Source organism: Streptomyces longispororuber (genome assembly GCF_024448165.1).
Taxonomy (GTDB): Bacteria; Actinomycetota; Actinomycetes; order Streptomycetales; family Streptomycetaceae; genus Streptomyces; species Streptomyces longispororuber_A.
The window spans coordinates 1-22305 of sequence record NZ_JAMOLN010000135.1; the positions used below are offsets into that span (position 1 = coordinate 1).

Here is a 22305-nt window from a genome sequence, read left to right on the forward strand (position 1 = left end):
CCCGCCGCGGGCTCGTGCTCGGGATCGCCGCGGCGCTGCTGGCCGTCGGTGTCACGGCCGGGGTGGAGCTGCGCCAGTCGTCCGGGGGCGACGCGGTGGACGGCGGCGCGGTCGCCGGACCGCCGCCCGCGCCGCGGCCGACCGGCCCCCCGGACGCGTACACCATCGCGCTCGCGCACCGCAGCGGTGAGCGGGACGGGGAGCTCATGCGGATCCGGGAGCAGGTCGTGCGGGCGGCGCTGGCCGAGGCGGAGCGCCGGTCGAAGCACAAGGTTCCGCTGGACGTGGTGGTGGTGAGCGAGGACGACGAGTCGTCCGACGCCACCGTCATCGACCGCCATCCGGAGACGCTCGCCCTGCTCGGCGACGTGTCGGACCTCGACGACTACGACACCGGGATGGCCGTGGTCGACGTGTGCAGCGCCCGCTGGGCCGCCGCCGACGGCACGTACGGGATGCCGGCCACCGACTTCGAGGCCGGGCGGCAGGCGGGCCGCTATCTGCGCGGGGCGTTCGCCATGGACCGGGTGATGGACGCCGCGGACTACCACTGGGACACCTCGTACAGCGACGAGGACACGTTCGGGCACGGTCTGCGCGCCTCCGGCATGACGGCGTTCCCGGCGCTCGACCGGCCGGGGAGCGACGTGCCCGTCGATGAGTTCCTGCGGGACGTCACGAAGAAGAAGCCGGGTGCCGTCGTCGTCAGCGATCTGCCGGGCCACGACGACGAGGACCGGATCGCCGCGCTGAAGAAGCGCGGCGAGCGGCTCGCCGTCCGGAACGCGTACGCGAACGCCTGCGACACCCTCGAGGACCGGCAGATGTACGACCGTCACGACGCGGAACTGCCGGACGGCACGCTGCGGTTCCGCACGTTCAGCGACGAGCGGCAGAAGCCGGACTGCGCGGACTTCCCGCGGCTGTGCTCCGTCTCCGCCGAGATGCGCGACTGGCTGACGGATCGGGGCACGGCCGAGCTGTACGACGCGACGCTCGCCGTCGCCGCGGGCGTCGACAGGACACTGGCCGGCGACCGGCCGGGGGTCGGTGAACTGGACACGGTGCGCACCCAGTTGCGGGCCGGCCTGGAGGACGTCGAGGTGGACGGCCTGCTCGGGCACTACGCGTTCAAGGACCACCACGCGCAGAACCGGCCCGTGTGGGTCGACCGGCGGGTGGACGGCAGGTGGCAGCAGCTGGGGACCGTCGCCGGGCTCACCGGGCAGCAGGGCTCCTGATGCCGTTCCCCGACGAGATGGCAGTGCCCTGGTCCGTCGTCGCCCACCGGGGCGCCTGGACAAGGGAGTTCGAGGAGCTGGCGGCCGTGCTGCGCGGGGCGCTGGGGGACGTGGCGCTCGCGATCGACCACATCGGTTCGACGTCCGTGCCGGGGCTCGCCGCCAAGGACGTCATCGACGTGCAGGTGCGGGTGGCGTCGCTGGCGGCGGACGGGGCGCGGCTGACCGGCCGGATGACGGGCATCGGGTTCCGGCTGAGGCCCGAGCCGTGGAACCGGCAGGAGGTGTCGCGCGGCCACACCTGCTCCAAGCTGGTGTTCGCGCCGCCCGTCGGCGGGCGGCACGGCAATGTGCACGTACGGGAGCAGGGCGCGCCCAACACCCGGTACGCGCTGCTGTTCCGGGACCATCTGCGCGCGGACCCCGCCGCACGGGACGCGTGGGGTGCGTTCAAACTGCGGCTGAGCGAGGACGTCCGTGACGTCTTCGCGTACGGACAGATCAAGGCACCCGCGACGGACGTCCTGATGGGGGCGGCGGAGCGGTGGGCCGACGCGGTGGGCTGGACCCCGGACGCCGCCGGTTGACCTGGAGCGCACTCGACGTCATACGGTCGGAATCGTTACCCACCAGCACACCGCAGGAGGCAGACACCCATGACGGACCTTCCGACGCGCCGGCTCGGCGCGCTCACCGTCTCCGCGCAGGGCCTGGGCTGCATGGGGATGAGTCACGCCTACGGCGCCGCCGACGACGAGCAGTCGATCGGCACCCTGCACCGCGCCCTGGACCTGGGCGTCACGCTGCTCGACACCTCCGACTTCTACGGCCTCGGGCACAACGAGGAGCTGATCGGCCGCGCCCTCGCCGCCCCCGGCCGGCGCGAACAGGCCGTCGTCGCCACGAAATTCGGCTTCGCCAACAAGCTGGGCGAGCCCACGAGGATCCGGGGCGACGCGGCGTACGTGCGGCAGGCGTGCGAGGCATCGCTGCGCCGGCTCGGCGTCGACCACATCGATCTGTACTACGTGCACCGGGTCGACCGCGAGGTGCCCGTCGAGGAGACGGTGGGCGCCCTCGCTGACCTGGTGAAGGAGGGCAAGGTCCGGCACATCGGGCTGTCGGAGGCGGGACCGGAGACGCTGCGCAGGGCGTACGCCGTGCACCCGGTCGCGGCGCTGCAGAGCGAGTACTCGCTGTGGACGCGCGATCTGGAGGCCGAAGTGCTGCCGGTCTGCCGGGAGTTGGGCATCGGGCTGGTGCCGTTCTCGCCGCTCGGGCGCGGCTTCCTCACGGGTGCCTACAAGTCGGCGGACAGCTTCGAGGACGGCGACATGCGGCGCGGCCAGCCGCGGTTCACCGACGGGAACCTGGAGCGCAACCTCGGGATCGTGGCCCGGCTGGAGGAGCTGGCGGCCCGGAAGGGTGTCACGGCCGGTCAGTTGGCGCTCGCCTGGGTGCAGCACCAGGGCGACGACGTGGTGCCGATCCCGGGCACGCGCCGCCGGAAGTACCTGGAGGAGAACGTCGCGGCGGCCACCCTCGAACTCTCCGCCGACGACCTCGCGGCGATCGACGCGGCGGCGCCGGCCGACGAGGTGGCGGGGGCCCGCTACGACGCCAACAGCATCAAGTTCGTCAACGGCTAGGCGGATGCCGGACGTGGTGCCGGGCGTGACGCCGGACGTGCTGTGGCTGGGCGGTCCGCCGGGCGCCGGGAAGTCGACCGTCGCCGAGCTGCTGGCCCGCCGCCACGGACTGCGCCGCTACCACGCGGACACCCGCACCTGGGCGCACCGGGACCGGGCCGTCGCGCGGGGCGTCGCGGCCGCCGTGCGGTTCGAGACGCTGTCGCCCGACGACCGCTGGGCGGCCCCGGTGGACGAGCTGCTCGCCATGGCCCTGCACGACGAGCGGGGACCGATGGTCGCGGACGACGTGCGGGCCCTGCCGCCCGCCCCGCTGACCGTGGCCGAGGGCACCGTGGTCACGCCGCGGCTGGCCGGGGCGGTGCCGGGGCGGGCCGCGCTGTGGCTGCTGCCCACCCCCGAGCTGCTGGAGAAGCGGCTCGGGGAGCGGGAGCTGAGCGCGGGCCGGCTGAGCCTGTACCGGCGTCTCGCCGGGGTGATCGAGACCGAGGTGCGGGACGCGGGCGCACCGTTCCTGGTCGTCGACGGCGACACGGACGTGGTGGCCGCGGTCGCCGGCCGCTGGCGGGCGGAGATCGCCGCGGGCCCGCACGCCGCGGGCCGTGCCGAGCGGTGCGCGCTGCTGCGCGAGGCGAACGAGGCCGTCGTCGCCCAGTACGCCGGGTTCTTCGCACGCCCCTGGGCGCCGGGCCCGCCCGACGGCCTGCGCGCCCCGTTCTCCTGCGAGTGCGGGGACACCCGGTGCACGGCCCGGGTGGAGCACGCGGTCACGGTGCCGGCGGGGACGGCCCTGCTCGCCCCCGGGCACACCGTGACCGCGGCCCCCGGTGTCAGCCCTTCTTGATCCTCAGGAAGGTCACCGAGTTCGCCGGGAACGTGTAGGTGAAGGTGTCGGCGACCCCCTTGAAGGTCGACGTCACCGGCTTCACGGGCGTGTCGGTGGCGGTGTTCTCGGCGTCCGGCGCCGCCGTCAGCGTCGTCACGGCGGCGGACTTCGCGGACCTGACGCCGCCGAGGTCCACCGTCGTACGGGCCTGCGCGTCCTGCGCGTTGACGACCTTGACGATCAGGTCACCGGTCTCCTTGTCCCGGGTGACGACCTGACGGAACGGCTCGGCGGGCTTGTCGTCCTTGAACGAGCCCCACTCCTGGCCGTCGAGGTACAGGGTCACCTGGCGGCCGCGCACCTTGATGTCGATGTCGTAGGCGCGGCCCGTCTCGATGGATCCGGCCTTGGAGATCAGTGTTCCCTTGCCGCCGTTCACGGCCTGCTCGACGGCGGACGAGGTGTTGTTCCAGCCGCCGAGGTTCCACCAGTAGTAGTTGCCGGTGTCCTTGACGCCGAAGGCGACGAGGAAGCCCTCCTTGCCGGACTTCTTGGTGGCCTTCACGTGCAGGTCGTAGTCGTGCCAGCTCGGGTCGCCCGCGGTGACCATGGTGTTCTCGGCGGCCGCGTCGGACTGCACGTACTGGCCGTCCTGGACGCTCCAGTCGCCGCTGCCCGAGCCGGTCCACTGCGCCGCGTCGCCGCTGAAGTCGTCGGTCAGCAGGCTCGTGCCGTCGGCGCCCGTGACCCGCACGTCGTCGTAGGCGGCGCTGGTCGCCCACGTCGACAGGCCGACGGCGCCGGTGATCGGCCGGAGGGTCTCCGGGGTGGCGGTGGCGGTGGACGGGACGACCCGGTCGCCGACGTTGCGCATGAACAGCTTCTGCACCTCGTAGTCCGCGGAGCCCCAGGACTTCTGGTCGTTGAACCAGATCATGTCGGGCCGCCACTGCACGGTGTCGTCACGGGCGAACAGCGGTGCGTACGAGGCGAGTTTCACCACGTCCGCGTTGCGTTCGAGGCCCGTCATGTAGGCGGCTTCCGACAGGGCGTTGGACCACTGGTTGCCGAGCGAGGCGTACTCGCCGAGGAAGACCTTGGGGCCGCTGCGGTCGTAGGAGTCGTAGCGGTCGTTGTTCTGCAGGAACCACTGCGGGCTGTTGTAGTAGTGCTCGTCGACCATGTCGACGTCCGCGTCCTTGTTGAGCTTCCAGGCCGTGTCGAACGTCGTACCGCTGTCGTCGGGACCGGAGTTGGAGATGACGGTCACGTCCGGGTACTTGGCGGCGATCGCGGCGCGGAACTCCGTGAAGCGCGCGAAGAAGTCCTCGGGCAGGTTCTCCTCGTTGCCCACCTCCAGGTGCGTGAGGTGGAAGGGCTTCGGGTGGCCCATCCGGGCGCGCAGCTTGCCCCACGTGCTGGTGACGGGGCCGTTGGCGAACTCGATGAGGTCGAGGGTGTCCTGGACGTGCCGCTTCAGCAGGGCGTCGTCGTCGGTGGCCTTGTTCTGGCCGCAGCCGGTGACGAGGGCGGGCACGACGGGCAGCGGCATCGCGCCGATGTCCTCGGCGAACTGGAAGTACTCGTAGTAGCCGAGGCCGTAACTCTGGTTGTAGCCCCAGAAGTTGGCGTTCGTGGCGCGCTGCTCGACCGGGCCGACGGTGTCCTTCCACTGGTACGAGCGCTTGCGCTCGTAGCCGGACGCCTCGTCGTAGCCCTGCATGGAGCCGGTGTTGACGAGGCAGCCGCCGGGGAAGCGCACGAAGCCGGGCTTGAGGTCGGCGACCTTCTGGGCGAGGTCCTTGCGCAGACCGTTCGGACGGCCCTTGTAGGTGTCGCGCGGGAAGAGGGAGACCATGTCGAGCGCGGCGTCGGCGGACGTGCTCACGGCGAGCCGGCCGGTGGTGCTGGCGCGGTCCGCGGTGAAGGTCGCCGTGTACTTGGCCCAGCCGCCCGAGGTGGTGATCCGGCGCGGGGCCGCGAGGGTCCCGTCGGCGTCCTGGAGGGTCACGGTGAGCCGGGTGTCGGCGCGCGCCCACACCGAGAAGTCGTACGTGCTGCCCTTCCGGACGGTGATGCCGGTGCCGTACGCGGCGTTGACGGCGGACGAACCGGCGCTCAGAGAGAGGTAGTTGCGGTTCCTCGCGTTGAGCCGGCCGTCGTCGTCGACGACCTTCGCCGTACCGCTGGTCGTCCACGCGGTCAGCGGCGTGTACGCCTTGTTGTCGGCGGTCGAGTACTCGAAGGACCGGTTCTGCAGGAGCTCCGCGTAGAGCCCGCCGTCGGCGGCCCGGTTGATGTCCTCGAAGAAGACGCCGTACATGGTGTCGTCGATGGCCGCACCCGTGCGGCTCGGGTCGACGGTCACGGTGTAGTCGGTCACCTCGTCGTCGGCCACGGCCGAGGGGGTGACCGCCGTCCCGGCGAGCAGTGCGCCCACCGCCGCTCCGAGCCCGATTCTCCAGCGCCTGCGTCGTCCACGCGTCATGCGCTCGCCATCCTTCACAGTGGTTGCGGAACTGTTCGATATCTCGTACGTCGTCCTAAACTGCGAACGGCAAGATAGGAAGTGGCGGAACGCGCGTCAACGGTTCGCGCAGAGGTGGCCCGGAGTGGCGGAGAGTGGTGGGCGTGACGAGTGAACTCTGGCCGGTTTCCGATGTGTTGGCGCATCTGGCCGGACGCTGGCTGGTGGAGCGGACGGTGCGCGACCTCGCCGACGACCTGACCGGCACGTTCACCGGGAGCACGGAGTTCTCGGCTCTGGACGGTGGCGGTCTGCTGCACGTGGAGTCCGGCACGTTCGTGTGGCGCGACGTGTCCCGGCCCGCCGAGCGCACACTCCGCTTCGAGCCGGGTGACCTGCCGGGCACCGCCGTGGTGCGCTTCTCGGACGGCCGCTTCTTCCACGACCTCGATCTGCGCTCCGGCCGGCACGTGGCGGACCACCCCTGCTCGGCGGACCTCTACCGGGGCGAGTTCACCGTGTACGACGCGGAGCGCTGGCGGACGGTGTGGCGGGTGAAGGGCCCGGCGAAGGACCTGCTCCTCACGACGGACTACCGCCGAGCCTGAGGCTCCAGCGCCCCGCCTGACCGCTGACCGTCGCCGTCGACAGCGGCCGGACGTCGATGTTCCAGTACGTCGACGGGGGCGCCTTCAGCGCGAAGACCAGGGCGGCACGGACCACGGACGGCTCGGCGACCGCCACCATCCGCCCGCTGCCGCCGACGGGCCGGGTGTCCAGCCAGGTCCCGACGCGGGTGATGAAGCCGAGCAGCGACTCCCCGCCGTGCGGCGCCGAGCGCGGGTCACCGAGCCAGTGGTCGACGGCGGCCGGTTCGACGGCGGTGACCTCGGCGAGGGTGCGGCCACGCCAGCGGCCCATGTCGCAGTCGCGCAGGGCGGGCTGGGCGAGCGGGGCGAGCCCCAGGGCGTCGCCGGTGGCCCGGCTGCGCGGGGTCGGCGAGCAGTAGCGCAGTTCGGCGGCGGCGAGCGGGCCGAGTCCGGGCGCCGCGCGCTGCACCTCGTACCAGCCGGCCTCGTCGAGCGGCCGGTCGTCGTCGAAGCGCTCGGTGAGCAGGGAGGAGCTGCGTGCTGCGGCGAGGAGCGTGACGCTGAGCTGCATCGGGTGATCGTGTACCGACGGGTAGCCCGGGTCAAGGGTTGGCACTGTGTCACCGGCGGCGCGGCTGCCGCCCCGGACCCCGCGACTCCGTCGCCCCAGGGGGACCGATCGGCTACATGTCGTCGTAGGCCGTCCGCAGCCTGCGCACCCCTTCGTCGATCTCCCCCGTCCCGCCCACCGCGACGAAGCTCAGCCGGATGTACGGGGCCGGGGGCTCGGCCGCGAAGTAGGGACGGCCGGGAGCGACCGCGACGCCGGCCCGCAGCGCGCTCGCGACCAGGCGACGCTCGTCCTTGCCGTCGGGCAGCCGGGCCCAGAGGTGGTACCCGCCGGACGGGACGTGCGGCAGCCGCAGCTCCGGCAGCCGCAGCGCGAGCGCGGCCGCCATGATGTCGCGCCGCACCTTCAACTCCCGTGCCACCGTGCGCAGATGACGCGGCCAGGCGGGCGATGCGACCAGTTCCAGGGTCGCCTCCTGCAGCGGTCCCGGCACGAAGAGGTGGTCGACGACCTGGATCGCCCGCAGCCGTTCGAGCACGGGTCCGCGCGCGGCGAGACATCCGATGCGCAGGCTCGGCGAGGTCGCCTTCGTCAGGGAGCAGACATGCACCACGACGCCGTCCGGATCGTCCGCGGCCAGCGGCCTGGGCAGCGGTCCCGCGTCCTCGTGCACCAGCCGGCGCACGAAGTCGTCCTCGATCATGAAGGCCCCGGCCGCCCGGACGATGCGCATGATCTCCGGGCGCCGCTCGGGCGAGAGCACCGCGCCGGTCGGGTTCTGGAACAGCGGCTGACACACGAAGAGGCGGGCGCCCGTCGCCCGGAACGCCTGCTCCAGCAGGTCGGGCCGGACCCCGTCGGGGTCGACGGGCACCGGCACCGGACGCAGGCCCGCGGCCCGCGCGATCGCCAGCATCCCGGGGTAGGTCGGCGACTCGACGAGCACCGGCGCACCGGGCGGGGCGAGCGCCCGCAGCGCCGTGGCCAGGGCCGACTGCCCGCCGGAGGTGACGAGCACCTCGGCGGCGGTGATCGCTCCGCCGATGCCGCGCGCGAACCACTCGCGCAGCGCGGGCACCCCGTCGACGGGCGGCCGGTTCCAGGCGCCGGGGCGGCGGCCCGCGCGGGCCAGCGCGGCGGCCATCGCGGCGCCCGGCTGCAGGCCCTCGTGCAGATAGCCCCCGTTGAACTCGACGACGCCGGGCGGCGGCGCGGACAGCGTCACCAGGACGCCCGACGCGTCGACGGCGCGGGGCACGAGTTCGGTCGCGGCGTCCGCGCTGAGGGCGACCTCCTGCCAGGAGGTGTCGCCGACCGGCGGCGTCGCGGTGCGAGCCCCGGCCTTGAAGGCGCCCGCGCCCGGCCGGGTCACGACGAGCCCCTCGGCGGCGAGCTGGGCGAGGGCCCGGGAGACCGTGACCGGGCTGACCCTGAACCGCTCCACGAGGGAACGACTGGACGGCAGCTTCTCACCTTGGGAGTAGCGATTCAGGTCGGATCTGAGCTGTTTCGCCAGTTCATCGACGCTGCTACGCTCGTACATGAAGACTGAGAATAGCGCTACCGACCGCAACGCGATAGCGGTGGCCGGCCGCCGGGCGCCTCTCGCGCCCCGGCCCTTCACCCGGTCGGGCACCGCGCTCGCCGCCCTCGGCGTCACCGCGTTCTCCCTCACCTTCCCCGCCACCGCCTGGGGCCTGGAGGGCTTCGGCCCCTGGTCGCTGGTGAGCGTGCGCAGCGTGCTCGCCGCCGTGATCGCGGGGGTCAGTCTGCTCGCCCTGCGCGTGCCGCTCCCCCAGCGCCGGCACTGGGCGGGACTCGCCGTCGTGGCGGCCGGAGTGGTGCTCGGCTTCCCGATGCTCACCACGCTGGCCCTGCGGACGGCGACGACCGCGCACTCGGCGGTGGTCGTGGGACTGCTGCCGCTGACCACGGCGGTGTTCTCGTCGCTGCGCACGGGGGCCAGGCCGTCGCGGACGTTCTGGATCGCCGCGTGCGCGGGCGCGGCGGCGGTGATCGGGTTCACCGTGCAGCAGAGCGGCGGCGCCCTGTCCCGGGCCGATCTCTACCTCTTCGCGGCGCTGCTGATCTGCGCGGCGGGCTACACCGAGGGCGGCCGGCTCGCCAAGGTCATGCCGGGCTGGCAGGTCATCGCCTGGGCCCTGGTGCTCTGCCTGCCGATCGCCGTCGCCGGTACGGCCGTCGCCCTCGCGTACGAGCCCGTGCGCCTCACCGGGCACGCGGTGGCCGGCCTGCTGTGGGTGGCGGCGGGCTCGCAGTTCCTCGGCCTGGTGGTCTGGTACAAGGGCATGGGCCTGATCGGCATCCCCAAGGCGAGCCAACTCCAGCTCGCCCAGCCCCTGCTGACCCTCCTCTGGTCGGTGTTCCTGCTCGGGGAGGAGCTGCCGATGGCCGCTCCGCTCACCGCGCTCGCGGTCCTGGTGTGCATCGCGGTCACCCAACGCTCACGCGGCTGAGAGGTTCCAACTCCCATGACCCGCCGTACACTTGCGGCAACTCACGGGTACGGCGAGGAGGTCACTCCTGATGCGCGCAACCGTAGGCGACCAGCTCCTGGTGCACGGCCGGATCGTCGGGCAGCACGACCGGGTCGCGGAGATCATCGAAGTCCTCGGCGCGGACGAGGGGCCGCCGTTCCGGGTCCGCTTCGAGGACGGCCACGAGGCGATCATGTCGCCGGGCCCCGACTCGGTCGTGCGGCGCGTCATCCCTCAGCAGGAGTAGCGGGAGCCGACGGTGCGGCGGGTGCGGCCCTCGCGTAGTGGTCCGCGACCACCCGGGCCATCGCCCCGATCTTGTCCTGTCCGACCTCCTTGGCCGAGAAGAAGACGTGCCCGCGCACTTCGGGGAACCCCTTCGCGTACGTGAGGTGCCGGGACAGCTCGGCCGGGTCCTGCCAGGCGGCGGGCTGCGCGGGATCGCCCGCCTTGTAGAGGGCCTCGCCGATGTAGAGGCGCACACCGGTGCCGCGCACCACGTCGCTCCACCACGGCAGGAGCTTCGCGTAGTCGGCCGCGGCGAAGCCGATGTTCCAGTACACCTGCGGCACGACGTAGTCGATCCAGCGCTCCCGCACCCACTTGCGGGTGTCGGCGTGCAGGTTGTCGTAGGTCTGCACGCCCGCGGTCGTGTCGGACCCCTCGGGGTCGGTCGCCTTGTTGCGCCACACCGCGAACGGGCTGATGCCGAACCGGGTCCGCGGCCGCACCTTCTTGATCCGGCGGGCCGTCTCCCGCACCAGCCGGTCGATGTTGTCCCGCCGCCAGGCCGCCCGGTCCGGGAAGCCGCCGCCGTACGTCGCGTAGGCCGCGTCGTCGTCGAAGGTCTGGCCGGCGACGGGGTACGGGTAGAAGTAGTCGTCGAAGTGCACCGCGTCGACGGGGTACTTCCGCACCGCGTCGATCATCGCGTCCTGCACGAAGCGACGGACCTCGGGCAGACCCGGGTTGTAGTAGAGCTTGCCGCCGTAGGGCACGACCCACTCGGGGTGCAGCCGGGCCGGGTGCGTGGGGACGAGACGGCCCGGATCCGTGTGGTTGGCGATCCGGTACGGGTTGAACCAGGCGTGCAGCTCCAGGCCGCGCCGGTGCGCCTCGGTCACGGCCGTGCCCAGCGGGTCCCAGCCGGGGTCCTTGCCCTGGGTGCCGGTGAGCACCTCGGACCAGGGTTCGTACGGGGACGGCCACAGGGCGTCGGCGGTGGGCCGCGCCTGGAAGACCACCGCGTTCAGCCGGCGCCGCACGGCCGTGTCGAGGTGCCCGAGCAGTTCGGCGCGCTGCTCGTCCGCGGTCAGTCCGGACCGCGACGGCCAGTCCCGGTTGGCGACGGTCGCGAGCCACATCCCGCGCATCTCCCGCCCGCTACGCGCCTTTTGTCCCGTTGTGCTCCTGCCGGCCGCGACGGCGTCGCCCGCCGTGAGCCCGGCCAGGGTCAGCGCGGCGCCGACCGTGAATCCCCGACGTGAGATACGTCCCATAGCTCCCCCCATCACGCTTGTGCCACCGTGTTGTCCGGATGAACAGGCGTTAACCCGGACTCCACCCCTCCCATGTCTACGGGGTAACGTGCAGATCCGAAAGACCCTGTAGAGCACTGCCGCCGGCGACCCCGGACGATCAGCGAAAGGCACGAGGTGACGGACACCTTGACTGACATCACACGCGTCGGAGTGGTGGGCTGTGGCCAGATGGGCGCCGGGATCGCAGAGGTCTGCGCCCGGGCCGGACTGGACGTGAAGGTGGCCGAGACCACCGGAGAAGCCCTGGAGATCGGCCGGACCCGGCTGCTCAACTCCCTCGCCAAGGCGGCCTCCCGCGGCAAGATCAGCGAGGAGGAGCTGGAGGAGACGCAGTCGCGCCTCACCTTCACCACCGACCTGGGCGAGTTCGCCGACCGTGACCTGGTCATCGAGGCCGTCGTGGAGAACGAGCAGGTCAAGACGGAGATCTTCCAGGTCCTCGACCAGGTCGTGACCCGCCCCGACGCGATCCTCGCCTCGAACACCTCGTCCATCCCGCTGGTGAAGCTGGCCGTGGCGACGTCCCGCCCCGACCACGTCATCGGCATCCACTTCTTCAACCCGGCCCCGGTGCAGAAGCTCGTCGAGCTGATCCCGGCCCTGACCACGTCCGAGGGCACGATCAGCCGCGCCCAGGCCCTGGTCGAGAAGATCCTCGGCAAGCACGCGATCCGCGCCCAGGACCGCTCGGGCTTCGTGGTGAACGCACTGCTGGTGCCGTACCTGCTGTCCTCGATCCGGATGTTCGAGTCGGGCATCGCCAGCCGCGAGGACATCGACAACGGCATGGAGCTCGGCTGCGCCCACCCGATGGGCCCGCTCAAGCTGTCCGACCTGATCGGCCTCGACACCATCGTCTCCATCGCGGACTCGATGTACGCCGAGTACAAGGAGCCGCTGTACGCCGCTCCCCCGCTGCTGCAGCGGATGGTCGACGCGGGCCGGCTCGGCCGCAAGTCGGGCTCGGGGTTCTACACGTACGCCTGATCCCCATAACACTCCGTATTCGCCGAACGGACCCGGTGCTCTTTCTAGCACCGGGTCCGTTCGCTTCGCACGGGGCGCGCGAGGGTGACTCGCATATGCCCATCGCACACGCTCCCGCCGCGTCCACCAGGCGAGTTGACTTCCGATGCGCACAACAGGGATGTGACGACTACGGAAAGGAGCGGACTCGTGACCACCGACCCGGAGCATCCCGTGGTCCCCGAAGAACTCGCAGAGTTACGCCGTGTCTTCGAGGTCGGACTGACCCGTATCGACGGTCAACTGGCCCTGCTCGCCCATCGCGACGACCAGAGCGCCAAGGATCAGGACGATCTGAGCGCACGCGTCAAGGCGCTCGAACACACCCGATGGCCGCTGCCCGCGGTGGCGGCACTGACCGCCGTCGGGGCACTCGCCATCGCCGTATGGCAGGCACTCGGTCACTAGCGCTCGCCCTGACGGGCGCTAGCCGAGCCGGAGATGGTGCAGGAGCAGTAGCGCGGCCGCCATGTTGGCGGCCGGGACCTCTCCACGAGCGATCATGTCGGGAACGAGTTTGAGCGGGACCCACTCCCTTCGGTCCGACTCGAAGTCGTCCAGGGGGTGGCCGATGTACGTTCCCTCGTCGGTCCAGTAGATGTGGTGCCGAGCGTCCGTGAGGCCGTTGGACGGCTCGACGCTCATCAGGTGCTTCAGTGGTCCCGGCCGCCAGCCGGTCTCCTCCTCCAGTTCGCGGGCGGCCGCGTACTCGATGTCCTCGCCGTCCTCGACGACCCCCGCCGCCAGCTCCCAACCCCAGCTGTCGGTGATGAAGCGGTGCCGCCACAGCAGCAGCACCTCGTTCGCCTCGTTGACCACCGTGGCCACGGCCACGGGGCGGAGTCGTATGACGAAGTGGTCGAGGTGCCGGCCGTCCGGCAACTCGACATCCGCCAGATTGACGCTGAACCAGCGGTTTTCATACACAGTTTGTTCGTTCTGTTTCGTCCACTGCACGGTTCTGCCACCTTCCGCCGAGTTGATGGCAATATCGCAGCAGCGGCGTGAACGAGCGCCCGAGAAATGGACTCAAGGGCTCAGAGCGGTACGCGCAGCGCTCCGTCGATGAGTTCGGCGGCCTCGGCCGTGCCGGCGCAGCCGCTGCGCACGAGGTGCTCGCGTACCGCCCGGAGTCTGTCGCGCAGCCTCTGGGACTCCATGCCCCGTGCGGCCTCGGCCATCTGGACGGCTGTGGCCACCGCCTGGTCGGCGTTGCCCTGGCGGAGCTGGATCTGGCTGAGCACGGCGAGCCGGTGCACCCGGCCGCGGTCGTGCGCCGGGGTGTGCACGGCCTCGGTCGCGTGCTCCTTGGCGCCCGCGTAGTCCCCGAGGCTCAACAACGCCTCCGCCACCTGCACGTTCACGAATCCGGGCTGCACATAGCCCGTCTCGTCCGGCTCGTGTCCGCGGCGGATCCGGTCGGCGGCCGACTCGGCACGCCGGATGCACTCCAGGGCACTCGTACCGTCGCCGAGGTGGGCGTACGCCTTCGCCTGCATCGCGTACAGATCCGAGGCGAGCGCGGGGGTGATGTGCCGGCCCGCGGCCCGCAGCGCCGCCTCCGCGAAGGCGACCGCCTGCCGGTGCTCGCGCATGTGCAGCGACTGGTTCACCAGCAGCGCTATGACGTACGCGCCGAGCCCCCGGTCCCCGCTCGCCTTCGCGAGCCGCAGCGCCTGGTGGAAGTAGCGCTGCGCGAGGCCGTGCGCGTCCGAGTCGTACGCGCAGATCCCGGCGATGGCCACCAACCCGCCCGTGGCGCGGTGCAGTTGGCGCCCGGTCGCATCGGTGTAACTGCCGCGCAGCAGGGGCGCCGCCTCGCTGTTGAGGAAGCCGACGATCCTGGTCCGCGTCGCGATGCCGCCCGCCTTGCGGTACATCTGCTCGTAGTGCGCCCGGGCCGACCGCATCATCTCGATGTCGGCGGGACTGACCAGCACCCGGCCGCCGCGGGAGACGTCGGTGTCCTCGGGCGGGTTCTCCCACTCCCACACCGGCATCACGGCCGGCGTGCCGGTGACGGCCGGGGCGTCGAGGACGTGCCGGCGCTGCTGCTCGTCGGAGCGCCACAGGGCGGTGGCCCGCTCGACGAACCCGGAGAGGGTCGAGCCGTGCGGGGCCGCCGGTTCGCCCGGGATGCCGAGGCCGATGTCGTCGAGCGTGACCTGCCGCTGGAGGCGGCCGGCGAGCACCTCGCAGATCAGGTCCGGTACCTGGCCGCGCGGCCGCTGACCCTTCAGCCAGCGGGCGACCGCGGTGTGTTCGTAGCGCAGGGCGAGCCCGCGGGCCTTGCCCGCGTGGTTCACATGGGCGGCGAGGCCCGCGTGGGAGATGCCGGCTTCGTCGAGGATCGCGTCGAGCAGAGTGTTGGGCTGCATGGATGCCCTCCGTTGGCTCGGTGCTGGCAGCCTAGTCCAGGCGCCTTCACACGGGGTGTGATCGGAATGCCCAACTCCGGGCGCTGTGCACTCTGTTGTGGCCGGTTTCCACCCGCTTGACTGAACTGCCTCGAAAGAGGCCGGCCGGGCCGCCGGCTCCCCCTCGTACAGTGCGGCGGCCCGATCCCGCGTCGTCCGCCCGCTCGCCTGCCCGACACTCCGCGGCGGGCGGACGACGCCCCTGGGGGCGACGGATGTCAGAGAACCTTGTGAGCGGTGCGGACGACGGGTTCGCCGGACTGGACCGGAACCCGCCTGCGGTCGTTGCGCAGCACCAGCACGGCCGCGTCGTCGCTGGGCAACCCGCCGATGTGACGCAGGAGTCGGCCGTACACCGCGTGGAGGACCGCCTGCGGGACGACGGTCCTGCGGCGCACGACGTCCGTGAGCGTGGACTGCAGCGGAAAGAACCGGCCATGAGCGTCGCGGGCGTCCTCGATCCCGTCGGTGTGCAGCAGCAGTCCCTCGCCCGGCAGGACCCGCCCGCACCGCACGGGCACGAGCTCGGCGGGCAGCGGGAACGGGCCGAGCGGCGGCATCGGGTCGCCGCCGGTCAGCGGCTCGACGCAGCGCTCGGCGCCGGGACGGAGCAGATACGGCCACGGGTGACCGCAGTTGAGCGCGTGCACCGCGCCGTCCGGGCGGATCTCCAGGAGCAGCACCGTGACGAACTCCTCCGCGAGCGGATGGTCCGGCTCCGCGCCCAGGGTCGCCGGGTGCTCGTCCCGCGACCGCTGCCGCAGGTGCCGGGCGTGCGCCCGCTCCAGCCGGCGCAGCACCCGGCCGAGCTCGGGCTCGTCGTGGGCGGCCTCGCGGAAGCTGCCGAGGACGGCGCCGACGGTGGCGAGGGCGGCCAGGCCGTGCCCGCGCACATCGCCCATCACCACCCGCACCCCGTGGTCGGTGGCCACGACGTCGTAGAGATCGCCGCCGACACTGGCCCCCCGGTCGGCGGAGAGCTGTCCGGCGGCGAGGGCGAGCCCGTCGAGGCGGGGCGGCAGCGGGCGGATCAGCACGTTCTGCGCGGCGCCCGCGACGGCCCTGATCTCCCGCAACTCCCGCAGGAGGCCCTGGCGCACGTGGAGTATGAGCCCGGTCCCCACGGCGAAGAAGACGACGCTGCTGACGATCCGCGCGCCGAGCCCGGTCTGCTGCGCGAGCGGACAGGCCAGCTTGTACGAGATCGCGACGGCCCCCCACACCGTCGGCAGGGCGAGGACCAGCACCCGCCGGATGCGCCCGGGCTCGGTGCGGGCGGCTTTGACGAGGCGGGCGCGGAAGGAGGTGCGAGCGGATCGGGTGGGTGCCCTGTTCCTGGTACGAATCATGCCGACGGCCCCCCTAGGCCCTGTTCAGCGCGCACACCGGTCGGCCCGGCGGCCGCAATGATTCTTGCGACCGGCTGCCCGGGCCGGACCGGATCGACGAGAATCCTCACCCGAACGAGTGAGGGGCGCACCCGGTGGTCCGGGTGCGCCCCTCAGGGGGTCCTGCCTGCGCCGTTACGCGCCGCGCAGCACCGCGCCCGCGCTCTCGGCGGCCTGGGCGACCGCCGTGTCACGGGCGGCGCTGGCCTCCTCGACCGTCAGGGTGCGGTCGGCGGCCCGGAACCGGAGCGCGTAGGCGAGGGACTTCTTGCCCTCGCCGAGCTGCTCCGCGTTCTCGTACACGTCGAACAGCCGGATGTCCTCGAGGAGTTCACCGGCACCGAGCCGCAGCTGGTGCTCGACGAACGCCGCCGGGACGTCCTTGTCGACGACGAGCGCGACGTCCTGCGTGGCCACCGGGAACGTGGAGATCCGCGGCGCCTGCAGGGCACCGTCGTTCGCCTGCTCCAGGAGGTCCAGGTCGAGCTCCATCGCGCTGGTGCGGGCGGGCAGACCGAGCGCCTTGACGACGCGCGGGTGCAGCTCACCGGCATGCCCGACGAGAGTCTTCGCACCGTCGACGATCACGTACAGCGCGGCGCACCGGCCCGGGTGCCAGGGCTCGTGCTGGTCCTGGTCGACGGCGAGTTCGACACCGGCCTCACGGGCCACGACGCGGGCGGCCTCGATGGCGTCGGCCCACGTCGACGGGTAGCCCTTGCCCCACCAGCCGGCCTGCTCGCGGGCGCCCGCGAGGACGACGGCGACGCGGCGCGGCTGGGCCGGCAGCGCGGTGGTGAGCTCGGCGATCTCCTCGTCGGTCGGCCGCCGGTCGACGGGCAGCCGGACCGCCTTGTGCTCCTCGCCGGTCGGCCGGAAGACCAGGCCGGTCTCGAAGAGCGCCAGATCGTGGCTGCCCCGCCCGTCGTTGCGGCGCAGCGCGCCGAGCAGGCCCGGCAGCAGCGTCGTGCGGAGCGAGGGCTCCTCGTCGGAGAGCGGGTTGACGAGCTCGACGGTGACCCGGCGGCGGTCGTCCGCCGGCAGCCCGAGCTGGTCGAGGACGGCCTGCCCGATGAACGGGTAGTTGAGCGCCTCGACGTACCCGGCACCGGCGAGCGCGCGGCCGACGCGGCGGTGCGTGCGCTGCCGCTCGGTCAGGCCGCGGCCGGCCGGGGGCTTCGGCAGGGTGGAGGGCAGGTTCTCGTAGCCCTCCAGCCGGATGACTTCCTCGGCCAGGTCGTTCGGGTCGGTCAGGTCGGGACGCCACGACGGCACGGTGACCGTCAGGTCGTCCTGCCCGTAGACGTCGCAGCCCACCTGCTGGAGGCGGCGCACGACGGTCTCGCGGCCGTACGCGACGCCCGCGACCTTGTCCGGGTGGTCGGCCGGGATGGTGATGGTGCGCGGGGCGCCCGGGGCGATGACCTCGGTGACGCCCTCGTCCGCGGTGCCGCCCGCGAGCAGGACCAGCAGGTCGACGACGCGCTGGGCGGCGGCCGACGTGGCCTGCGGGTCGACGCCACGCTCGTAGCGCTTGGACGCCTCGGAGGTGAGCTTGTGGCGGCGCGAGGTGCGGGCGATCGTGATCGCGTCGAAGTGCGCGGCCTCGACGACGACGTCGGTGGTCCCGGCGTCGGCGTCGTGGTCGGCGATCTCCGTGTTCGCGCCGCCCATCACACCGGCGAGGCCGATGGGGCCGCGCTCGTCGGTGATGACCAGGTCCTCGGCGTCCAGCGTGCGCTTGACGCCGTCGAGGGTGGTGATCTTCTCGCCCTGCTCCGCCCGGCGCACGCCGATCGGGCCCTGGACGAGCGAGCGGTCGTAGGTGTGCAGCGGCTGGCCGAGCTCCAGCATCACGTAGTTCGCGACGTCGACGGCGAGCGAGATCGGGCGCATGCCGGCCTTCTGCAGACGGCGCTGCAGCCAGATCGGCGAGCGGGCCTCGGGGCTCAGCCCGGTGACGGTGCGCGCGGTGAAGCGGTCGCAGCCCATCGGGTCGGAGACCCGGACCGGGTAGCCGTGCGCGTTCGGCGCGGGCACGTCGAGCAGGGCCGGGTCGCGCAGCGGCAGGCCGTACGCGATGGCGACCTCGCGGGCGATGCCGCGCATCGAGAGGCAGTAGCCGCGGTCGGGCGTGACGGCGATGTCGAGCACCTCGTCCACGAGCTCCAGGAGCTCGATGGCGTCGGTGCCGGCCTCGTGCTCGGGCGGCAGCACGATGATGCCGTGCGTGCCGTCGTCGCCCATGCCGAGCTCGTCGGTGGAGCAGATCATGCCGTGCGACGTCTTGCCGTACGTCTTGCGCGCGGCGATCGCGAAGCCGCCGGGCAGCTCGGCGCCGGGCAGCACGACGACGACCTTGTCGCCCACCGCGAAGTTCCGGGCGCCGCAGACGATCTCCTGCGGCTCGCCCGTGCCGTTGGCCTGGCCGACGTCGACCGTGCAGAACCGGATCGGCTTCTTGAAGCCCTCGAGCTCCTCGATCGTCAGCACCTGGCCGACGACGAGGGGGCCCTTGAGGTCGGCGCCGAGCTGCTCGACGGTCTCGACCTCGAGGCCGACGCCGACCAGCTTGGTCTGCACGTCGCGGCCGGTCTCGGTGGCGGGGAGGTCGACGTACTCCCGCAGCCAGGAAAGCGGGACCCGCATCAGATCTCCATCCCGAACGGCCGGGTGAACCGGACGTCACCCTCGACCATGTCTCGCATGTCTTCGACGTTGTGGCGGAACATCAGCATCCGCTCGATGCCGAACCCGAAGGCGAATCCGCTGTACTTCTCGGGGTCGACGCCGCACGCGGTCAGCACGCGCGGGTTGACCATGCCGCAGCCGCCCAGCTCGATCCAGCCCTCGCTGCCGCAGGTGCGGCACGGCCGGTCCGGGTTGCCGACGGACTCGCCGCGGCACACGTAGCAGACCATGTCCATCTCGGCGGACGGCTCGGTGAACGGGAAGTAGTTGGGGCGGAGGCGGGTCTTCATGTCGTCGCCGAACAGCGCCTTGACCATGTGGTCCAGGGTGCCCTTCAGGTCGGCCATGGTGAGGCCCTCGTCCACCGCGAGGAGCTCGATCTGGTGGAAGACCGGGGTGTGCGTGGCGTCCAGCTCGTCCGTGCGGTACACGCGGCCGGGGCAGACGATGTAGACGGGCGGCTCCCGGTCGAGCAGCGAGCGCGCCTGCACCGGGGAGGTGTGGGTGCGCAGCACGACGCCGGACTCGTCACCGACGGTCTTCTCGCGGCCCTCGGGACCGGCGACGAAGAACGTGTCCTGCATCTGCCGGGCCGGGTGGTCCGGCGTGAAGTTCAGCGCGTCGAAGTTGAACCACTCGGCCTCGACCTCGGGGCCCTCCGCGATCTCGTATCCCATGGACACGAAGACGTCCGCGACGCGCTCCATCATGGTCGTGAGCGGGTGGCGGGCGCCGGCCGGGGTGCGGTCGTAGGGCAGCGTGACGTCCACGGCCTCCTCGACCAGGACGCGCGCGTCGCGCTCGGCCTCCAGCTCGGCCTGGCGGGCGGCGAGGCCCCGGCCGACGGCGGCGCGGGCCTGGCCGACGAGCTTGCCGGCCGCGGCCTTGGCCTGCGGCGGCAGCGCGCCGATCTCCCGGTTGGCGAGCGACAGCGGCGACGTGCCGCCGGTGTGCGCGACCTTGGCCGCCTGCAGCGCGTCGAGCGAGTCCGCGGCGGCGAAGGCGGCGAGCGCCTCGTCCCGCACGCGCTCGATCTCTTCCGGTTTCAGTGCCTCGACCTCGACAGGGTCGTACGACTTGTTCGGTGCCGACATCTCTTCCCGTGCTTCCGATTGGCTGGCTGATGGGTCCCGCAGACGCGTTCGACGGCCGTCTAGTGGCAGGGACGCAAACGTGCCAAAGGACGAGTCTAACGGGGGTGAGGTGTGCGAATGCGCCCGTGGGGGCCCGGCGCTCAGCTGGTGAGATACGCGGGTGCCCCGACGGGCAGCATAAATCGGAACTGGGCGCCGCCACCGGGCGCCCGCCCCACGGTGATCGTGCCGCCGTGGGCCTCGACGATGCCCTTGACGATGTACAGGCCCAGGCCGGTGCCGCCGCGCTTGCTGCCCCGCCAGAAGCGGGTGAAGACGCGGTTCATGGACTCCTCCGGGATGCCGGGGCCTTCGTCGCTCACGGTGACCGACGTGCCGCTCTGGCTTGGCTCGACGTCAATGGTGACGGTTCCCTCGCCGTGGCGCACGGCGTTTTCCAGCAGATTGCTGAGGACCTGGTCCACCTTGTCGGGGTCGGCCCACAGATCGGGCAGCGGGTGGCCGACCCGCAGCAGGAAGCGGTCGGCGGGCCGCCCGGAGGCGACGTGGGCCTGGATGTGCCGGGAGACGGCGGCGCCGATGTCGACGGGCTGGCGCCGCACCTCGAGACGGCCGGAGTCGATGCGCGAGATGTCGAGCAGCTCCGCGATCAGTCGCGTCACCCGGTTCGCGTCGGCGTCGACGGTCTCCAGCATCAGCCGCTTCTGTTCATCGGTGAACCGCTCCCACTTGGCCAGAAGTGTCGCGGTGAAGCCTTTGACGGAGGTGAGCGGGGAGCGCAGTTCGTGCGCGACGGTGGCGATCAGCTCGGCGTGGCTGCGCTCGGTGCGGCGCCTGGCCTCGGTGTCCCGGATCTGGACGACGACGCGGCGCACGGGTCCGGTGGGCCTGGTCCGCACGTAACGCGCGGTGACCAGGACCTCGCGTCCGCCGGGCAGCAGCAGGTTCCGCTCGGGCTGTCCGACGCGGGTCGCGATGCCGCCGTACGGGTCGGTCAGCTGCCACCAGCGCCGGCCTTCGAGGTCCTCCAGCGGCAGGGCCCGCTCCAGCGGGGAGCCGAGCGCTCGGGCGGCGGGGACGGCGGTGATGCGCTCGGCCGCGGCGTTGAAACAGACGACCTGGCCGCGCTCATCTGCGACGACGAGTCCGTCGGGCAGATCGTCGGGGTGCACGCCGAGGCCGGTCAGGTCGTCGAGTCCGGCCCGGGGCGCGGCCGGTCCTGACCGCGCCTGCGCTCCTCGCGAACTGCTCGTGCCGACGACGCTCATCTCCCCGTATCCCACCTCTCGGTCACGGACCCGAGGTGGTCACCCTACTAGCCGGGGGTGACGGAGCGGCACCCTCCGGGGGCGCGCTGTGCACGAGCGGAGGCGTACAGGCACACGGCGGCCGCCGTCGCCAGGTTGAGGCTCTCGGCCTTGCCGTGGATGGGGACGCGCACCACGGCGTCCGCGAGCGCGCGGGTCTCCTCCGGGAGCCCCCACGCCTCGTTGCCGAAGACCCAGGCGGTCGGGGTGCCCATGGTCCCCTTGTCCAGCTCGTCGTCGAGGTCGTCGTCCCCGGCCCCGTCGGCGGCGAGGATCCGGACCCCGGCGGCCTTCAGCCCGGCGACGGCCTGCTCGACGGGGACGCCCACGGCGACGGGCAGGTGGAACAGCGAGCCGACGGAGGCGCGCACGGCCTTGGGGTTGTACAGGTCGACGGACGCGTCGGTCAGCACGACCGCCTCGGCACCGGCCGCGTCGGCGCAGCGCAGCACCGTCCCGGCGTTCCCGGGGTCGCGCACGTGCGCCAGGACGGCGACGAGCTTGGGCCGCGCCGCGAGGACCTGGTCGAACGGGGTGTCCAGGAACCGGCACACGCCCACGAGCCCCTGCGGCGTCACGGTCGTGGAGATGTCGGCGATGACGCTCTCGTCGGCGAGGTGCACCCGCGCCCCGGCGTCCCGGGCCTCGGCCACGATGTCGGCGTACCGCTCGGCGGCCTCGACGGTGGCGAACATCTCGACAAGAGTGTCCCGGTGCGCGGCGGCCTCCCGCACGGCCTGCGGCCCCTCGGCGAGGAACAGCCGCTCCTTCCCCCGGAAGTTCCGCTTCCCGAGCCGCCGGGCGGCGGAGACGCGGGGGGACTTGGGAGAGATCAGTTCGGGCGCGGCAACCATACGACTCACCTAGGGGGAAGCGCCCGAAGGGGGCGCGGGGAACTGCGCGACCAGCCACGGACGGGCCGCACACGGCAATCAACAGGAGCGGACGGGCGAGATTCCGAACGCACTCGGACCCGCAAGCTCTCGGCTTGCGGGTCCG

At 72.3% G+C, this 22305-nt stretch carries 19 protein-coding genes and 1 pseudogene; 9 read left to right on the top strand and 11 right to left on the bottom strand.

Features of this window, described 5'->3' with window-relative positions:
- The 4 genes and pseudogenes from M4J07_RS31160 to M4J07_RS31175 form a co-directional block, all read left to right on the top strand.
- Nucleotides 1-1241: pseudogene (locus M4J07_RS31160) on the top strand (hypothetical protein); the annotation flags it as partial.
- Nucleotides 1241-1828 (top strand): GrpB family protein, encoded by a 588-nt coding sequence (locus M4J07_RS31165; protein ID WP_255977193.1) that lies wholly within the window; start codon nucleotides 1241-1243, stop codon nucleotides 1826-1828. The pseudogene M4J07_RS31160 and the gene M4J07_RS31165, both read left to right, overlap by 1 nt.
- 69 nt (nucleotides 1829-1897) lie before the next feature.
- On the top strand, nucleotides 1898-2890 hold the full coding sequence (locus M4J07_RS31170; RefSeq protein WP_255977195.1) for an aldo/keto reductase: 993 nt from the start codon (nucleotides 1898-1900) through the stop codon (nucleotides 2888-2890).
- Between the two features lie 25 nt (nucleotides 2891-2915).
- On the top strand, nucleotides 2916-3734 hold the full coding sequence (locus M4J07_RS31175; protein WP_255977196.1) for an AAA family ATPase: 819 nt from the start codon (nucleotides 2916-2918) through the stop codon (nucleotides 3732-3734).
- Here M4J07_RS31175 and M4J07_RS31180 read toward each other — a convergent pair.
- Complete coding sequence (locus M4J07_RS31180) at nucleotides 3721-6204, bottom strand: alpha-L-arabinofuranosidase C-terminal domain-containing protein (protein WP_255977198.1); 2484 nt, start codon at nucleotides 6202-6204, stop codon at nucleotides 3721-3723. The genes M4J07_RS31175 and M4J07_RS31180 overlap by 14 nt on opposite strands.
- 143 nt (nucleotides 6205-6347) lie before the next feature.
- On the opposite strand from M4J07_RS31180, the gene M4J07_RS31185 reads away from it, so the two are divergent.
- Nucleotides 6348-6791, top strand: coding sequence for a DUF6314 family protein (locus M4J07_RS31185; protein WP_255977200.1), 444 nt, complete (start codon nucleotides 6348-6350; stop codon nucleotides 6789-6791).
- Here the strand turns inward: M4J07_RS31185 and M4J07_RS31190 are convergent.
- On the bottom strand, nucleotides 6766-7344 hold the full coding sequence (locus M4J07_RS31190; protein ID WP_255977202.1) for a histidine phosphatase family protein: 579 nt from the start codon (nucleotides 7342-7344) through the stop codon (nucleotides 6766-6768). The two genes, M4J07_RS31185 and M4J07_RS31190, sit on opposite strands and share 26 nt — an antisense overlap.
- 112 nt (nucleotides 7345-7456) lie before the next feature.
- Nucleotides 7457-8887, bottom strand: coding sequence for an aminotransferase-like domain-containing protein (locus M4J07_RS31195; RefSeq protein ID WP_255977204.1), 1431 nt, complete (start codon nucleotides 8885-8887; stop codon nucleotides 7457-7459).
- Between M4J07_RS31195 and M4J07_RS31200 the strand changes: the two genes are divergently transcribed.
- The gene (locus M4J07_RS31200) at nucleotides 8886-9821 is read left to right on the top strand and encodes a DMT family transporter (protein WP_255977206.1); all 936 of its coding nucleotides are present in this window, start codon (nucleotides 8886-8888) and stop codon (nucleotides 9819-9821) included. The genes M4J07_RS31195 and M4J07_RS31200 overlap by 2 nt on opposite strands.
- A gap of 70 nt (nucleotides 9822-9891) precedes the next feature.
- Nucleotides 9892-10089 (top strand): DUF1918 domain-containing protein, encoded by a 198-nt coding sequence (locus tag M4J07_RS31205; RefSeq protein WP_255977208.1) that lies wholly within the window; start codon nucleotides 9892-9894, stop codon nucleotides 10087-10089.
- Here M4J07_RS31205 and M4J07_RS31210 read toward each other — a convergent pair.
- The gene (locus M4J07_RS31210) at nucleotides 10070-11341 is read right to left on the bottom strand and encodes a glycoside hydrolase family 10 protein (RefSeq protein ID WP_255977210.1); all 1272 of its coding nucleotides are present in this window, start codon (nucleotides 11339-11341) and stop codon (nucleotides 10070-10072) included. The genes M4J07_RS31205 and M4J07_RS31210 overlap by 20 nt on opposite strands.
- A gap of 168 nt (nucleotides 11342-11509) precedes the next feature.
- On the opposite strand from M4J07_RS31210, the gene M4J07_RS31215 reads away from it, so the two are divergent.
- A complete protein-coding gene (locus M4J07_RS31215; RefSeq protein ID WP_255977211.1) occupies nucleotides 11510-12370 on the top strand; it encodes a 3-hydroxybutyryl-CoA dehydrogenase in 861 nt (286 codons plus the stop codon).
- A gap of 189 nt (nucleotides 12371-12559) precedes the next feature.
- A complete protein-coding gene (locus M4J07_RS31220) occupies nucleotides 12560-12817 on the top strand; it encodes a hypothetical protein (protein WP_255977213.1) in 258 nt (85 codons plus the stop codon).
- Nucleotides 12818-12835: 18 nt separating this feature from the next.
- On the opposite strand, the gene M4J07_RS31225 is transcribed toward M4J07_RS31220, so the two are convergent.
- The 7 genes from M4J07_RS31225 to M4J07_RS31255 form a co-directional block, all read right to left on the bottom strand.
- Entirely contained in the window at nucleotides 12836-13366 is a 531-nt protein-coding gene (locus M4J07_RS31225) for an NUDIX hydrolase (RefSeq protein WP_255977215.1), read from the bottom strand.
- Between the two features lie 80 nt (nucleotides 13367-13446).
- Nucleotides 13447-14787: a transcriptional regulator gene (locus tag M4J07_RS31230; protein WP_255977217.1), complete on the bottom strand. Its 1341-nt coding sequence runs from the start codon at nucleotides 14785-14787 to the stop codon at nucleotides 13447-13449.
- Between the two features lie 257 nt (nucleotides 14788-15044).
- The gene (locus M4J07_RS31235; protein ID WP_255977219.1) at nucleotides 15045-16175 is read right to left on the bottom strand and encodes a PP2C family protein-serine/threonine phosphatase; all 1131 of its coding nucleotides are present in this window, start codon (nucleotides 16173-16175) and stop codon (nucleotides 15045-15047) included.
- A gap of 174 nt (nucleotides 16176-16349) precedes the next feature.
- Nucleotides 16350-18863, bottom strand: coding sequence for a phenylalanine--tRNA ligase subunit beta (gene pheT, locus M4J07_RS31240; RefSeq protein WP_255977221.1), 2514 nt, complete (start codon nucleotides 18861-18863; stop codon nucleotides 16350-16352).
- Complete coding sequence (gene pheS / locus M4J07_RS31245) at nucleotides 18863-19999, bottom strand: phenylalanine--tRNA ligase subunit alpha (protein ID WP_255977223.1); 1137 nt, start codon at nucleotides 19997-19999, stop codon at nucleotides 18863-18865. The genes pheT and pheS overlap by 1 nt, the downstream gene beginning before the upstream one ends.
- Before the next feature lie 140 nt (nucleotides 20000-20139).
- Nucleotides 20140-21267 carry a sensor histidine kinase gene (locus M4J07_RS31250; protein ID WP_255977225.1) on the bottom strand — a complete coding sequence of 376 codons (1128 nt, stop codon included), beginning with the start codon at nucleotides 21265-21267 and terminating at the stop codon, nucleotides 20140-20142.
- A gap of 47 nt (nucleotides 21268-21314) precedes the next feature.
- Nucleotides 21315-22160, bottom strand: coding sequence for a TrmH family RNA methyltransferase (locus M4J07_RS31255; RefSeq protein WP_255977227.1), 846 nt, complete (start codon nucleotides 22158-22160; stop codon nucleotides 21315-21317).
- Between the last annotated feature and the right edge of the window lie 145 nt (nucleotides 22161-22305).